Source organism: Flavobacterium sp. (genome assembly GCF_044349645.1).
Lineage (GTDB): Bacteria > Bacteroidota > Bacteroidia > Flavobacteriales > Flavobacteriaceae > Flavobacterium.
On the sequence record NZ_JBIKQP010000040.1, the window covers coordinates 1 to 16,326 of the forward strand.

Here is a 16,326-nt window from a genome sequence, read left to right on the forward strand (position 1 = left end):
CCAGTAAAAAATGTGAAGTATGCAATTGAAAACTTCCGTGTAGAGCAAAAAACAGATTATGAAAAATTAGTTTTTGAAATTAAAACTGACGGATCTATTAATCCTAAAGATGCCTTAACTGAAGCTGCAAAAGTTTTAATTCACCACTTCATGTTGTTTTCTGACGAAAGAATAACACTTGAAGCCGATGAAATTGCTCAAACTGATTCTTATGACGAAGAATCATTACATATGAGACAATTACTTAAAACGAAGCTTGTTGATATGGATTTATCTGTAAGAGCATTAAATTGTTTAAAAGCAGCTGAAGTTGATACTCTTGGTGACTTGGTATCATTCAACAAAAATGACCTAATGAAATTCCGTAATTTCGGTAAAAAATCTTTAACAGAACTAGACGAACTAGTAGCTATTAAGAATTTAACCTTCGGAATGGACCTAGCAAAATACAAATTAGATAAAGAATAATCTAATCCCGCTCCGGCGAGGTTAAATTTAACATACAATGAGACACGGAAAAAAATTCAATCATTTAAGCAGACAGACAGCACATAGAAAATCTATGTTGGCAAATATGGCTTGTTCTCTAATCGAGCACAAACGTATTAATACAACTGTTGCTAAAGCAAAAGCGCTAAAACAATTCGTTGAGCCTTTAATTACAAAATCAAAAGCAGATACCACTCACAACAGACGTATCGTTTTTTCATACTTACGTAGCAAATATGCAGTAACTGATTTATTCAGAGATGTAGCCGCTAAAGTTGGAGATCGTCCAGGTGGATATACTCGTATCATTAAAGTTGGAAATCGTTTAGGAGATAATGCCGATATGGCAATGATCGAATTAGTAGATTTTAACGAACTTTATAACGGTGGTAAAAAAGAAGTTAAAAAAGCAAAAAGCCGTAGAGGTGGAAAAGCTAAGAAATCAGAAGATACTGTAGAAGCTGCTCCAGCACCAGTTGCTGAAGTAGTAGCGGAAGCTCCAGTAGCCGAAGTTGAAACTCCAGAAGTTGAAGCAGAAGCTCTAGCAGCAGAAACAGAAGTTGAAACTCCAGAAGCAGAAGCTCCAGCAGCAGAAACAGAAACTGAAGAAAAAACAGAAGAATAATGATTTCATTATTAATTATTAGAAAAGGACATACTTTAATTAGTTTGTCCTTTTTTTTTGAACTTTTTTGTCAGGCTTCTTCAACAAATCTTATACCTGCTATCCATTGCAATCCTCAAAATTGCTTCGTACCTAACAATTTTGAGGGATTTCCATTGCTATCAGGAGTAAAAGATATTTTAGGCCTCTCGATAAATTAATTTTTATAACATCATATTTTGAATTAAATTTGTAACCACAACACAACAATAAGAAAATGAAATACTCAAACAGAAAACCTGCAATTTTACTCCTTAGTGACGGAACTATTTTTTATGGAAAATCAATAGGTATAGAAGGGACTGCATTCGGAGAAGTTTGTTTTAATACCGGAATGACAGGGTATCAAGAAATTTTTACCGATCCTTCATATTTCGGACAAATTATGGTCGCCACCAATCCACACATTGGAAATTATGGTGTTCATAAAAACGAAGTCGATTCTGACGGAATAAAAATAGCAGGATTAGTATGCAAGAATTTTAGTTTCAATTATTCTAGACCAGACGCATCAGAAAGTCTTTACGACTATTTTGAAAAAGTAAATCTAGTTGCAATATCTGATGTTGATACCAGAGCTCTAGTAAGTTATATACGAGATAATGGAGCGATGAACTCTGTAATTTGTACCGATGGAACTCCAATCGAGGAGCTAAAGGCAAAATTAGCATTGGTTCCCAACATGAAAGGTCTTGAATTGGCTTCTAAAGTATCCACTAAAACACCTTACTTTTTTGGTAATGAAAATGCAACCTATAAAATTGCAGCGTTAGATTTAGGTATAAAAACCAACATCCTAAGATGTCTTGAAGCTAGAGATTGCTACATAAAAGTATTTCCATATAACACCTCTTTTGAAGATTTAAAAGCATTCAATCCTGATGGTTACTTCCTTTCAAACGGACCTGGAGATCCAGATCCGCTTAAAGAAGTTCAGGAAGTGACACGTCAAATTCTTAAAACCGATACTCCTGTTTTCGGAATTTGTTTGGGACATCAAATGATCGCTTTGGCAAATGGAATTTCTACCTACAAAATGTTTAATGGTCACCGAGGAATCAATCACCCAGTAAAAAATATGATTACAAATAAAGGTGAAATTACATCTCAAAATCATGGTTTTGCTGTGAATAAAGAGGAATTAGAAAATCATCCCGACTTTGAAATTACTCATTTGCATTTAAATGATGGAACAGTAGCTGGTATGAAAATGATTTCTAAAAGCTGTTTTTCAGTACAATACCATCCAGAAGCAAGTCCAGGACCTCACGATGCATCCTATTTATTTGATCAATTTATCGATAATATCAAACTTTCGAATAACTAAATCGTTTGAGTTAATAACATTAATTAGTTTCAAATAAACATTACAATAGTTGTAATATATTTGCATAATAATTTAGAAAACAGATATTAATAAAATAAATTTAAGATGAGCATAATTATCAAAATTCACGCAAGACAAATTTTCGATTCAAGAGGAAATCCTACTATTGAAGTAGATGTAGTAACTGAAAATGGAGTTTTAGGAAGAGCAGCAGTCCCTTCTGGAGCATCAACTGGAAAATATGAAGCAGCGGAATTACGTGATGGTGGTAAAGCATTCCTTGGAAAAGGAGTTTTAAAAGCAGTCGAGAATGTAAATACAAAAATTGCAGAAGAATTATTAGGTACTTCCGTTTTCGAACAAAATTTAATTGATCAAATGATGATCGATTTAGACGGAACTCCAAATAAATCAAATTTGGGTGCTAACGCAATTTTAGGAGTTTCATTGGCTACGGCCAAAGCTGCAGCTAATGAATTAGGATTACCATTATACAGATATATTGGTGGAGTTTCTGCAAATACATTGCCAGTTCCAATGATGAATATAATCAATGGAGGTTCTCACTCTGATGCACCAATTGCATTCCAAGAGTTTATGATTTTCCCAGTTAAAGCAACTTCATTCACCCAATCAATGCAAATGGGAACTGAAATTTTCCATCATCTTAAAAAAGTATTACACGACAGAGGTTTAAGCACAGCTGTTGGTGATGAAGGTGGATTTGCTCCAAACTTAGCTGGTGGAACCGAAGACGCATTAGATACAATTAAAAAAGCGGTTGAAGCTGCTGGTTACTCTTTCGGAGACGAAATTATGATTGCCCTAGATTGTGCTGCTTCTGAATTCTATGTAAACGGAAAATACGATTACACAAAATTTGAAGGGGAAACAGGAAAAATTAGAACTTCTGAAGAACAAGCAGATTATTTAGCTGAATTAGCATCTAAATATCCAATTATTTCTATTGAAGACGGAATGGACGAAAATGACTGGGACGGTTGGAAATACCTAACAGATAAAATTGGACAAAAAACGCAATTAGTTGGTGACGATTTATTTGTTACTAACGTAGAGCGTCTTTCAACAGGAATTGAAAAAGGAATTGCCAATTCAATTTTAGTAAAAGTAAACCAAATTGGAACTTTAACTGAAACTATTGCAGCGGTTAATATGGCAAAAAATGCTGGTTATACCTCAGTAATGTCACACCGTTCAGGAGAAACTGAAGATAACACTATCGCTGATTTAGCCGTAGCATTAAACTGCGGACAAATAAAAACAGGTTCTGCTTCAAGAAGTGATAGAATGGCAAAATACAATCAATTGCTTAGAATTGAAGAAGAATTAGGTGATACAGCTTATTTTCCGGGTGTAAAAGCATTCAAAATTAAGTAAGTTTTATTCTTAAATAATAAACGTCCATTTAGTTAATTGCTAATTGGACGTTTTTTTTATGTTGATTTTTAAGATTTTCAAAAAATGATTGCCATTTTTATAATTTTTATATTTAATTTAACGAAATCGTTACCGTATTTCTTTTTTAATTAATACTAAATACCTTAATTTTGTTTAATATTATAAATAGATTTTTTCCCACATATTATGTCAAAAATAGCCGTATTAGAATTAGAAGGTAAAAAATATGAATTTCCTGTTATTGTAGGAAGTGAAAATGAAGTAGCCATAGACGTTAATAAATTACGTGATTTATCAGGGGCAATTACCCTAGATCCAGGTTACAAAAACTCAGGTTCTTGTAAAAGTGAAATTACTTTCCTAGATGGGGAAGAAGGTATTTTGCGTTACAGAGGTTATGCAATTGAAGAATTAGCTGACAAAGCTAATTTCTTGGAAGTTTCTTACTTATTAATTTTTGGGGAACTACCTACAAAACAGCAGTTAGAAGACTTTGAAACCAATATTAGAAAATATACATTGGTTAACGAAGAAATGAAAAACATCATCGATGGGTTTCCAAAAACAGCTCATCCAATGGGTGTTTTATCTTCATTAACAAGTGCATTAACAGCATTCAACCCGAAGTCGGTTAATGTTGAAAATGAAAAAGAAATGTATGAGGCTGTTTGCAAAACAATGGGTAAATTCCTTGTTATTGCAACGTGGACTTACAGAAAAAGCATGGGTTATCCTTTGAATTATTATGATAATACTCAGGGATATGTTGAAAATTTCATGCGCTTAATGTTTGAAATCCCAACAGGACCTTACGCTTCAAACCCAGTTGTTATCGACGCGTTAAATAAATTATTTATTCTTCATGCTGATCACGAACAAAACTGTTCAACATCTACTGTTAGAATGGTAGGTTCATCGCATGCTGGTTTATTTGCATCAATTTCAGCGGGTGTTTCTGCACTTTGGGGTCCACTTCATGGTGGAGCAAATCAAGCAGTTCTTGAAATGTTAGAAGAAATTCAGAAAAATGGTGGTGACGCTGATAAATATATGGCTAAAGCCAAAGATAAAGACGATCCTTTCCGTTTAATGGGATTTGGACACCGTGTTTACAAGAATTTTGATCCAAGAGCAAAAATCATTAAAAAAGCTGCAGACGAAGTTTTAGCAACTTTAGGAGTTAATGATCCAATTTTAGATATCGCAAAAAGATTAGAAGAAGCAGCTTTAGTTGATGAGTATTTTGTTTCTAGAAAATTATATCCAAACGTAGATTTCTATTCAGGAATTATTTACAGAGCATTAGGAATTCCAACGGATATGTTCACCGTACTATTCGCAATTGGAAGATTACCAGGTTGGATTGCACAATGGAAAGAAATGCGTGAAAATAAAGAACCTATTGGTCGTCCGAGACAAGTTTATATTGGTCATCCTTTAAGAGATTTTAAATCTATTGAGAAAAGATAGATTTTTTGATTAATAATTAAGAAAGCTTCACAAATTGTGAAGCTTTTTTTTATATTTGTAAAGAGTCAATTCTAAGAAAATCTATGTTAAAGCTAAATGTAAAAAACGAAACATCAAGATTAAGAGCAGTAGTTTTAGGATCGGCATTAAATAATGGGCCAACACCTACAAAAGAAGAAGCCTACGATCCAAAATCTTTAGAGCATATTATTGCAGGAACCTATCCTATTGAAGCCGATATGGTTAATGAAATGGAAGCGTTTAACGAAGTGTTGAAAAAATATGATGTAACGGTTTATCGTCCTGAAATGATCGAAAGCTACAATCAAATTTTCACTCGAGATATAGGATTTGTAATTGATGATATTTTTATAAAAGCTAATATTTTACCCGACAGAGAAAGGGAATTGGACGCAATCAAATATATTACCGATCAAATTGATCCCTTTAAAGTGATTCGCCCACCCGAAGAAGTCCATATTGAAGGTGGAGATGTAATGCTTTGGAACAACTACATTTTTATTGGAACCTACAAAGGAAGCGACTATAAAGATTACATCACTGCAAGAACCAATTGGCAAGGAGTAGAATTTATTAGAAATTTATTTCCAAATAAAATTGTAAAAGAATTTGATTTAGTTAAATCTAAAATTGAAGCTCGCGACAATGCACTTCACTTAGATTGCTGCTTTCAGCCTGTTGGAAATGACAAAGGAATTATATACAAACAAGGTTTTCGTGAAGAATCCGATTACCTATATTTAGTGAAATTATTTGGCAAAGAAAATCTATTTCATATCAATAGAAATGAAATGTACCATATGAATTCTAATGTCTTTTCAATAGCTCCAAACGTAGTAATTTCAGAACAAAAATTCGATAGATTAAACACTTGGCTTAGAGAAAAAGGATTCACAGTTGAAGAAATTCCCTATGCAGAAATTGCAAAACAAGAAGGGCTTTTAAGGTGTTCTACTTTGCCACTGATTAGAGATTGAGAAATTAGATAATAGACATAAAAACCATGAATCAAACTACCAACTCCATATTAATGATTCGCCCAGTAGCTTTTCGAATGAATGAGCAAACGGCAGTAAATAATTACTACCAAAAAGTAATTGATGGGTTAATGCCTGCAACGGTTAACGCTAAAGCCCAGCAAGAATTTGATACTTTTGTAGCAAAGTTAAAAGCTGTTGGCGTTGATGTTATTGTGGTAGAAGACACATTAGATCCGGACACACCCGATAGTATTTTTCCAAACAACTGGATTTCCTTTCATGAAAATGGAGACATCGCTTTGTTTCCAATGTTTGCTGAAAATAGACGTTTAGAGCGCCGTGAAGATATTTTGGATATTCTTGAAGAAAAAGGTTTTGTAATTGACAATATCATGGATTATACTTCAGCCGAAGAAGATGATTTTTTTCTAGAAGGCACAGGAAGTATTCTGCTTGATCGTGAAAATGGAAAGGCATATTGTGCTTTATCACCAAGAGCCGATGAAGAATTATTTATTGAATTTTGTGAAGATTTCGACTTAAATCCTATTATTTTCGAGGCGTTTCAAACCGTAAATGGAGAACGAAAACTAATTTATCATACCAATGTTATGATGTGCATTGGGGAAACCTATGCCGTAATTTGTGCCGATTCAATAGACGATAAAAAGGAACGCAAAATGGTGATCGATAGTTTAAAAGGCGATGATAAAGAAGTGATTTACATAACTGAAGACCAAGTGAATAATTTTGCTGGAAATATGCTTGAAGTTAAAGGCGCTAACGATAGAAGGTATTTAGTAATGAGTGCTGCAGCCTATAAAAGTCTAACCAAAAAACAAATTGCTCAACTAGAAGAACATGTAACTATTATAAGCTCAAGCCTTGACACAATTGAAGCCTGTGGTGGTGGAAGTGCCCGTTGTATGATGGCGGAAATATTCTTACCAAAAGAAGAAATTTAAACCCCATTAAATACGTATTTTTGCAACATGAAAAATAAAAAAACTCTCGTACTTGGTGCATCCACAAAGCCAGATAGATACTCGTTTAAAGCGATCACTATGTTAGTAGACAATGGACATTCTGTGCTTGCAATTGGTCAAAATACAGGTGAAGTTGCCGGAATAAAAATTTATACCAAAGCCATTCCGTTGTCCCAAATAAATACCGTTTCATTGTATCTAAATCCTGCTCGACAAAGAGATTACTACAATTATATCGTAGAAGCAAAACCAAAACGAGTGATTTTTAACCCCGGAACTGAAAATCCTGAGTTCTACCAACTACTAAAATTGAACAATATAAAAGTGGAAGTGGCGTGTACATTGGTGCTTTTAACAACCAATCAATATTAGCTTTATTTGAAGCTATTTCCCGCTGTACGTTTCAATCTTTGCTTTTTTAAGAAAAAAAGCAAAGGATTTCCTCTGCCATCGGGGCTAAGAATTAAAACTCCGTTTGTGATGTTGCTGGTTTGCTAATCATCAACAATCCTATGAAAGTAATCAAGCCATTTAGAATAATCAACTCGTTATCAATTACATAGTCACCGAATAAAGCCGCAGAATTATAACTAATTAAGAAACATATTGCCGGTGAAATAACACAAATGATAGGAACTAATTTATCATGAACCGTTTTAGTTTTCATAAACATTCCAAAACAAAACAATCCTAATAAAGGACCATAAGTGTAAGATGCAATTTTAAATATCATACTTACAACTGATGCGTCATTTATTGCATTAAATAGCAAAATCACCAAAAACATCAGCGTTGAAAAACCAATATGTACAAAATGTCTTGTTCTTACCATATTTGCTTTAGCAGCATTTTCAGCTTTATCCATTCCTAAGAAATCAACGCAAAAAGAAGTAGTTAATGCAGTTAAAGCAGAATCTGTGGTTGCAAATGTGGCAGCTGTCAATCCCAATAAAAATACAATTGCTGGAATTAACGCTAAATGATGAAAAGCAATTTCTGGAAAAAGTAAATCAGTTCTAGGTTTTCCAGTAATTAAATCGGTTGGAACTTCAATACCGTTTTTGGTAGCATAGATATACAGTAAAGCGCCCACGCTCAAAAAGAAAATATTGATTAAAACAAAAATACCAGTAAACGTAAACATGTTTTTCTGAGCTTCTTTAATATTATTGCAACTCAAATTCTTCTGCATTAAATCCTGATCTAATCCAACCATGGCAATAGTTACGAATATTCCGCCTAATATCTGTTTGAGAAAATAACTTCCTTTCATGTAATCTTCATAGAAAAATACCTTTGAATAATTACTATTATATACTGCTTCAAAAGCCTCAGAAATATTTAAATTTAAACTTCTACAAATAAAGTAAATCGTTAAAAAAACAGAAGAAACCAAGAAAACTGTTTGTAAAGTATCGGTGATTATAATGGTTTTTAAACCACCTTTATAGGTATAGGCAAATATTAAAAGCAAAGAAATCAATACCGTAATGGCAAATGGAATTTTGTAAAAATTGAAAACATAACGTTGTAGAACAATTACAACCAAATACAATCTAAATGCAGACCCAATTGTTCTACTTATTAAAAATATTGAAGCAGCAGTTTTATAGCTTATTTTCCCCAAACGCTGCTCAAAATAGCCATATATAGAAGTCAAATTCATTCTATAATACAATGGAAGCAACACCTTTGCAATGATAATAAAGCCAATGGCATTTCCTAATACAAACTGGAAGTACTTAAATTGCGTTTCGGGATTTCCTACTTCACCGGGAACTGAAATAAAAGTAACTCCTGAAAGTGCGGTGCCAATCATCCCAAAAGCAACTAAATACCATTTAGAATTCTTATTTGCCTTAAAGAAAGCCTCATTTCCAGTATTATTTTTACTTACAAAATGGGAAATTAGAAACAAAATTCCAAAATACACCGTCATAAGAAGTACAATTGCAATAGGAGTCATATCAAATATTTTTATTTACAAATAACTTAATTTTCTTGCAATTATAATACTACTTAAGAAATAAATAATATATTTGTTGAAAATTTAAACTAAAAAGACATGAAAAACCTAGTTGTATTATTTTTATTATTTTCAACTTTTGCTGTTGTTGCTCAAGAAGACACAAACAATGCAAAACCACAGTGGATTATCGGATTTGGTGCTAACATTATTGATAATTCCGCTTCAAAAACTGGTAATTACTTCAACCCATCTGAACAATGGAATTATTTGCCAACTGTTTCAAGAATTAGTGTTGAAAGAATAATGAGTGATCAATTTTCAATAGAAGGATCTTTTGGAATAAACCAACTTTCTTCAAATAAAATCCATAACGGAGGAACTATTGCTGAAAGTCAAAATTACTTAGGATTTGACTTAAACGGAAAATTCTATTTTGGTAAAGAGTTTATTAAAAGCACTTCATTTGATCCTTATTTAGTTGCTGGTTTTGGATTGAATAAAGTGGATGACAATGCTAACCAAAGTTCTAATATTGGATTAGGATTTAACCTTTGGTTCAAACCAAATTTTGGTTTAAGAGTTCAATCTTTAGGAAAATATGGATTCGTTCAAAACACACTATTGAACAACCACATTCAACACAGTGCTGAATTAGTATTTAAATTCTAATAAAAGCTCATACATTTTATTGAAAACCGCCTAAAAAGGCGGTTTTTTTTATTTATAAATAAATTTTTTAAATTGTTTTGTAAATTATAAATTTAATGAGTACTTTTGTTACTCATAATTGAATACAAAAATGTTAGAAACGTTAATTACTTCTAAAACACGTCTTAGAATATTGGTCAAGTTTTTTATAAACGCGGCTAATAACGGGCATTTGCGTGGTTTAGCAGAAGAAATGCACGAATCTACAAATGCAATTCGTAAAGAGTTAAACAATCTTGAAGAAGCAGGTTATTTAAATAAAGAAGCAGTTCAAAATAGAATTTCTTACAAAGCAAATACAAAACATCCTCTATATAAAACACTAAAAAATATAATTTTTCAACATATTGGATTGGATTCAATTGTAGAAATTATTTTGGATAGAATGGGAGAGGTGAAAAAAGTAATAGTTATAGGCGATTATGCAAATGGAATTGACAGTGGAACAATTGAAGTTATTGTTATTGGTGATGAATTAAACACTGAATATATCGAAAATCTATCAGGTAAAATAGAGAAAGAAATCAAGCGAAAAGTTCAATTTTTTATTACTCAAAAATACGATGGTAAAGGGTTGACAATTTATGATTCGGAAAGTTCGAGTAATATTCAGATAGATCAATAATGTCTTGGTTTGCAATTTATACTCGACCTAAGAACGAAAAAAAGGTAACTTTTAGTTTGGAGAAAATGGGGATTGAAGCCTATTGCCCAATGATTACTCAGGTTAAGCAATGGTCTGATAGAAAAAAGAAAGTACAAACGCCACTTATTAATTCTTATGTTTTCGTAAATATAAATGAAAAAGACAGAAATTTAGTTTTCGAAGTTCCTGGGGTTGTGAGATATTTGTTTTGGCTAGGGAAACCTGCAATAATTAAAGAACACGAAATCCTAGCTCTTAAGGAAAATTTAAACGAAATAATAAGCTCTGTTGAAGTTGAAGGAATAAAAGCTGGCGATGTATTGACAATTTCTAAAGGTCCTTTTATAGGAAAAGAAGGAGTTGTATCCCAAGTTGAAAAAAATAAAATCCGCTTAGTTCTAAAAGAATTAGGTTTTTTAATTACTATTACAAAAGAAAAATAATAGTAAACTGTTTATAAATTTTTAGCGTAGTTAGTCATTTTATGTGACTGACCACGCGAAGCGGTAAAATAAAATGTAGAAATTAAGATTAAAAATGTTAATTTTATTGCCTTTTCAGATATTAATTAAATATGCACTTTTCAAATAATAATATTGCTATCATCGGATTAGGATATGTAGGACTTCCACTTGCTGTTGCTTTTGGATCAAAATACAATACAATTGGATTTGATATTAATACGAATCGAGTAGCTGAATTAGCAAGCGGAATTGATAAAACATTAGAATCTGATGCAGATAAAATTAAAGGAGCAACTCAACTTAAATTCTCCAGTAATATTGACGATTTAAAGTTATGTGACCTATTCATTGTAACAGTTCCAACTCCTATAAACCAATTTAAGGCACCCGATTTAGCACCATTACTAAAAGCATCAGAAATGATTGGAAAAGTAATGAAAAAAGGAGCAATTGTAATTTATGAAAGTACCGTTTATCCTGGTTGTACAGAGGAAGATTGTGTACCGGTTTTAGAAAAATATAGCGGACTTAAATTCAATGAAGACTTTTATTGTGGGTATAGTCCAGAAAGAATAAATCCAGGAGATAAAGTGAATACGCTAACCACAATAAAGAAAGTTACTTCAGGATCCACTCCAGATGTTGCTACTTTTGTTGATGACTTATACGCCTCAATAATTACAGCGGGTACTTATAAAGCTCCAAGTATTAAAGTAGCAGAAGCAAGTAAAGCCATTGAAAATGCTCAACGAGATGTAAATATTTCATTTGTCAATGAATTGGCATTAATTTTTGATAGAATAGGAATTGATACCAACGACGTTTTGGATGCTGCAGGAACCAAATGGAATTTCTTAAAATACAAACCGGGTTTAGTAGGTGGACATTGCATTGGGGTTGACCCTTATTATTTAGCTCACAAAGCTGAAAGTTTAGGTTATCACCCTCAAGTAATTCTTTCAGGAAGAAGAGTAAATGATAATATGGGAATGTTCATCGCAGGAAAAGTGGTTAAAATGATGATTCAAAAAGGAACTAATATTAAAGGTGCAAAAGCACTGTTATTAGGAGTTACTTTCAAAGAAAATTGCCCAGATATTCGTAATTCAAAAGTGGTTGATATTTATAATGAATTAATTCAATTTGGATTAGAAGTTGATGTTTTTGACCCTCATGCAGATGCAAATCAAGTCAAAAAAGAATACAACATTGAACTTCAACAATCACCATCAAAATATGATGCAATAATTTTAACGGTAGCTCATAAAGAGTTTCTTGAAATGAAAATTAATGATTACAAAAATGGTTCTCATACAATCATTTTTGACAGTAAAGCGGCATTAGATAGAGACATTGTTGACGCTCGGTTGTAAGTAAGAAATATAATTAAAAACGTTTTTTAATAAATGAATTTAAATTCCAAAATATATATAGCAGGCCATAAAGGAATGGTTGGATCGGCAATTTGGAGAGTATTATCCAATAAAGGATATACCAATTTAATTGGCGCTTCAAGTAAAGATTTAGATCTTCGAAACCAAGAGGCTGTAAGGAATTTTATCACATTCGAAAAACCAGAGATAATTATTGACGCTGCTGCAAAAGTAGGAGGGATTTTAGCAAATAATGATTTTCCATACCAATTTTTAATGGAAAACATGCAAATTCAGAACAATTTAATTAGCACTGCATTTGAATTAGGAATTAATAAGTTTATTTTCTTGGGAAGTTCTTGTATCTATCCGAAATTAGCTCCACAACCTCTAAAAGAAGAATATTTATTAACGGGTTCGCTTGAAACTACAAATGAATGGTACGCTTTAGCAAAAATCACAGGTGTAAAATCATGTCAAGCAATTAGAAATCAGTTTGGAAGAGATTATGTGAGTTTGATGCCAACAAATTTATACGGGACACATGATAATTTTGATTTGAATAGTTCTCATGTATTGCCTGCATTAATTAGAAAATTCCATGAAGGAAAGTATAACAACAATGCTCCTGTAACCCTTTGGGGGAGCGGAACTCCATTGAGAGAATTTCTATTTGTAGATGATATGGCTGCTGCTGTGGTATTTGCATTAGAAAATAATTTACCAGACTATTTATATAATATTGGTACAGGTGAAGATTTAACAATTAAAGATTTGGCTCTATTAATTCAAAAAATTGTAGGTCACAATGGTGAAATAATTTGGGATGAATCTAAACCTGATGGAACCCCAAGAAAGTTATTAGATGTTTCTAAAATGCATGCTTTAGGCTGGAAACACCAAATTAATTTAGAAGATGGAATTCAAAAAACATACGATTGGTTTTTAGAAAACATAAATGATTATAAAGAATTAAAAATGTAGAAGTTTACTTCTATCAATAAAAAATAATAATAGTATAAAATAGTTTATATGAGTACTAAACAGAAAACTGCATTAATTACAGGTGTAACAGGACAAGATGGTTCCTATTTAGCTGAATTATTATTAGAAAAAGGATACATGGTTCACGGTATTAAAAGAAGAGCATCTTCATTTAATACGCAAAGAATTGATCATTTATACAGAGACCAGCATGAAAATAATGTGCATTTTAAATTGCACTATGGAGATCTTACCGATGCAACTAATCTAATTCGAATTATTCAAGAAATTCAACCGGATGAAATTTATAACTTGGGTGCAATGTCCCATGTTAAGGTATCATTTGATTCGCCTGAGTATGTAGCTAACGTAGATGGATTGGGGACTTTGAGAATTTTAGAAGCCGTAAGAATTTTAGGTTTAGAAAAGAAAACTAGAATTTATCAAGCTTCTACATCAGAATTATATGGAGGTTTAGAAGAAAATAAAAATGCAAAAGGATTTTATGATGAAAATTCACCATTTTATCCACGCTCGCCTTATGGAGTAGCGAAAATATATGGTTTTTGGATAACTAAAAACTACCGTGAAGCTTATGATATTTTTGCTTGTAATGGAATTTTGTTCAACCATGAGTCACCTAGAAGAGGAGAAACATTTGTAACTAGAAAAATTACAATGGCAACCGCAGCTATTGCTTTAGGAAAACAAGATTGCTTGTATTTAGGTAATTTAAATTCTCAAAGAGATTGGGGTCACGCCAAAGATTATGTGGAGGCAATGTGGCGAATACTACAACAAGATGTTGCGGAAGATTATGTAATTGCTACAGGTGTAACGACTTACATAAGAGATTTTGTACGTTTTGCATTTGCAGAAGTAGGAATAGAATTGTCATTTGAAGGAGAAAATGAAAATGAAATTGCAAAAATAAAAGCATGTAACAACCCAGAATATCAATTAGAAATTGGAAAAGTGGTAGTACGTGTAGATCCTCAATATTACCGACCAACAGAAGTTGATTTGTTAATTGGTGATCCTACGAAATCTAAAACTCAATTGGGTTGGGTGCCACAATATGACTTGGCAGGATTGGTAAAAGAAATGGTTGCGAGCGACTTGGAATTATTAAAAAGATAATATCCAGAAAATAAATGATTAAGAATCTAATTATTTTTGGAACCCGACCTGAAGCTATAAAAATGGCTCCATTAGTTCGTGCATTTCAAAATGAAAAAGACCAATTTGAGACTCGTGTATGTGTAACTGCACAGCATCGAGAAATGTTGGATCAAGTATTAGATTTTTTCCAAATTATACCTAATTACGATTTGGATTTAATGAAACCAAATCATAATTTATATTCACTTACATCAGATATTATAGTAGGTTTAAAACCAATATTAGAGGAATTTCAACCTGATTATGTTTATGTTCATGGCGATACAACTACCACAATGGCATCAAGTATTGCAGCATTTTACTCCGGTGCAAAAGTTTGCCACGTAGAAGCTGGACTAAGAACAAATAACAAATTATCACCTTTTCCAGAAGAAATAAATAGACAAGTTGCAGGAAGAATTGCCGATTATCATTTTGCACCAACAGAGCAAGCAAAGCAAAATTTATTGTGTGAGAATATATCAGAAAAATCTATTTTGGTAACTGGAAATACCGTAATTGATGCCTTATTTGAAAGTTCTGTTTTAGTTGAGAATAGTAAAAACCATGAAATTGAAAAAATTAAATCGATTGTCGATTTTTCCAAAAAAATAATATTGGTAACAGGACATCGTAGAGAAAATCATGGTCTAGGCTTCATTTCAATTTGTGAAGCTTTAAAAGAAATAGCACAATCCAACCCTGAAGTTCAAATTATTTACCCAGTACATTTAAATCCAAATGTAAAGAAACCGGTTTATGATTTACTTTCAAACATTGATAATATTAAACTAATCGAACCTTTAGCTTATCCAGCTTTTGTTTGGTTAATGAATAAATCGTATTTAATCATTACCGACTCGGGTGGCATTCAAGAAGAAGCCCCAAGTTTAGGAAAACCAGTTTTGGTAATGAGAGAAACCACAGAACGCCCAGAAGCAGTCGCTGCAGGCACTGTAATATTGGTTGGTACCGATAAAGAAAAAATCATTTCTGAGTGTACTAACTTGTTAAACAATAATGATAAATACTACGCCATGAGCTCACTCCATAATCCCTATGGAACAGGTGATGCTTGCCAAAAAATAGTAGAATTTATCAAATCCAAGTAAGTAAAATAGGTTTTTTAGAGCCTATTTGTAATTGTAATATAATTGATATAAAAATTATATCCCCTCTTCAATTACATTAACTTACGCTTTCACCGTATGCCCGATTACTGTTAAATTTTTTATTTAACAATTTTAACGCCATTAAATCATTTTTAATGCTTGCTATTTATATCTAATTATAATTTAATTAAGATATATTTTTTATGTAGAATTTGATAATTGTATAAATACAATTTAATCATATAAGATTCAGATAAATGATATCCAAGTTAAATTTTAAATTATTTCTATGATAATAAATCACAAAAAAATTAAACAGTAAATTTTGATAAAATTATTTAAAATTAATTTACTTAGGTATGATAAATTCGTATATATATTTATTGGCAATATTTTACCTCTATTAGTAGGGTTTTTATCGGTGCCATTTTCTCTAAAGTATTTTGGGGTTGAAGTAGTCGGATTTATCTCTATTTGTTGGTTGTTTTTTGGTTACTCTGGTATTTTTGACTTAGGACTTTCAAGATCTATGACTCAGATGATATCTAAATTA

The 16,326-nt window shown here is 32.1% G+C and carries 15 protein-coding genes and 1 pseudogene; 15 read left to right on the forward strand and 1 reads right to left on the reverse strand.

From position 1 onward, the window contains the following. The 8 genes and pseudogenes from AC9UFV_RS08120 to AC9UFV_RS08155 form a co-directional block, all read left to right on the forward strand. Positions 1-468 (forward strand): DNA-directed RNA polymerase subunit alpha C-terminal domain-containing protein (locus tag AC9UFV_RS08120; protein ID WP_509574699.1); only part of this gene is annotated, 468 nt, incomplete at its 5' end. Positions 469-505: 37 nt separating this feature from the next. Beyond that, positions 506-988, forward strand: a pseudogene (gene rplQ, locus AC9UFV_RS08125) (50S ribosomal protein L17); the annotation flags it as partial. 382 nt (positions 989-1,370) lie between these two features. Beyond that, positions 1,371-2,480: a glutamine-hydrolyzing carbamoyl-phosphate synthase small subunit gene (gene carA, locus AC9UFV_RS08130; RefSeq protein WP_509574701.1), complete on the forward strand. Its 1,110-nt coding sequence runs from the start codon at positions 1,371-1,373 to the stop codon at positions 2,478-2,480. 105 nt (positions 2,481-2,585) lie between these two features. Further along, on the forward strand, positions 2,586-3,878 hold the full coding sequence (eno, locus tag AC9UFV_RS08135) for a phosphopyruvate hydratase (protein WP_509574703.1): 1,293 nt from the start codon (positions 2,586-2,588) through the stop codon (positions 3,876-3,878). Positions 3,879-4,085: 207 nt separating this feature from the next. Beyond that, positions 4,086-5,369 (forward strand): citrate synthase, encoded by a 1,284-nt coding sequence (locus tag AC9UFV_RS08140; protein WP_509574705.1) that lies wholly within the window; start codon positions 4,086-4,088, stop codon positions 5,367-5,369. A gap of 83 nt (positions 5,370-5,452) precedes the next feature. Then, a complete protein-coding gene (locus AC9UFV_RS08145) occupies positions 5,453-6,367 on the forward strand; it encodes a dimethylarginine dimethylaminohydrolase family protein (RefSeq protein ID WP_509574707.1) in 915 nt (304 codons plus the stop codon). Positions 6,368-6,393: 26 nt separating this feature from the next. Further along, entirely contained in the window at positions 6,394-7,335 is a 942-nt protein-coding gene (ctlX, locus tag AC9UFV_RS08150) for a citrulline utilization hydrolase CtlX (RefSeq protein ID WP_509574709.1), read from the forward strand. Between the two features lie 27 nt (positions 7,336-7,362). Continuing rightward, positions 7,363-7,728: a CoA-binding protein gene (locus AC9UFV_RS08155; protein ID WP_509574711.1), complete on the forward strand. Its 366-nt coding sequence runs from the start codon at positions 7,363-7,365 to the stop codon at positions 7,726-7,728. Between the two features lie 91 nt (positions 7,729-7,819). On the opposite strand, the gene AC9UFV_RS08160 is transcribed toward AC9UFV_RS08155, so the two are convergent. Then, a complete protein-coding gene (locus AC9UFV_RS08160) occupies positions 7,820-9,322 on the reverse strand; it encodes a sodium:solute symporter (protein ID WP_509574713.1) in 1,503 nt (500 codons plus the stop codon). A gap of 99 nt (positions 9,323-9,421) precedes the next feature. On the opposite strand from AC9UFV_RS08160, the gene AC9UFV_RS08165 reads away from it, so the two are divergent. From AC9UFV_RS08165 to wecB, 7 genes are all read left to right on the forward strand, one after another. Continuing rightward, positions 9,422-9,994, forward strand: coding sequence for a hypothetical protein (locus AC9UFV_RS08165; RefSeq protein WP_509574715.1), 573 nt, complete (start codon positions 9,422-9,424; stop codon positions 9,992-9,994). A gap of 130 nt (positions 9,995-10,124) precedes the next feature. Further along, complete coding sequence (locus AC9UFV_RS08170) at positions 10,125-10,658, forward strand: ArsR family transcriptional regulator (protein WP_509574717.1); 534 nt, start codon at positions 10,125-10,127, stop codon at positions 10,656-10,658. After that, entirely contained in the window at positions 10,658-11,122 is a 465-nt protein-coding gene (locus tag AC9UFV_RS08175) for a UpxY family transcription antiterminator (RefSeq protein ID WP_509574719.1), read from the forward strand. Before AC9UFV_RS08170 ends, AC9UFV_RS08175 begins: the two co-directional genes overlap by 1 nt. Before the next feature lie 131 nt (positions 11,123-11,253). Further along, complete coding sequence (locus AC9UFV_RS08180; RefSeq protein WP_509574721.1) at positions 11,254-12,516, forward strand: nucleotide sugar dehydrogenase; 1,263 nt, start codon at positions 11,254-11,256, stop codon at positions 12,514-12,516. A 33-nt stretch (positions 12,517-12,549) separates the two neighbouring features. After that, the gene (locus tag AC9UFV_RS08185; protein WP_509574722.1) at positions 12,550-13,500 is read left to right on the forward strand and encodes a GDP-L-fucose synthase family protein; all 951 of its coding nucleotides are present in this window, start codon (positions 12,550-12,552) and stop codon (positions 13,498-13,500) included. Between the two features lie 48 nt (positions 13,501-13,548). Further along, positions 13,549-14,640, forward strand: coding sequence for a GDP-mannose 4,6-dehydratase (gene gmd / locus AC9UFV_RS08190; protein ID WP_509574724.1), 1,092 nt, complete (start codon positions 13,549-13,551; stop codon positions 14,638-14,640). Positions 14,641-14,654: 14 nt separating this feature from the next. After that, positions 14,655-15,773 (forward strand): non-hydrolyzing UDP-N-acetylglucosamine 2-epimerase, encoded by a 1,119-nt coding sequence (wecB, locus tag AC9UFV_RS08195; protein ID WP_509574726.1) that lies wholly within the window; start codon positions 14,655-14,657, stop codon positions 15,771-15,773. Positions 15,774-16,326: the final 553 nt, after the last annotated feature.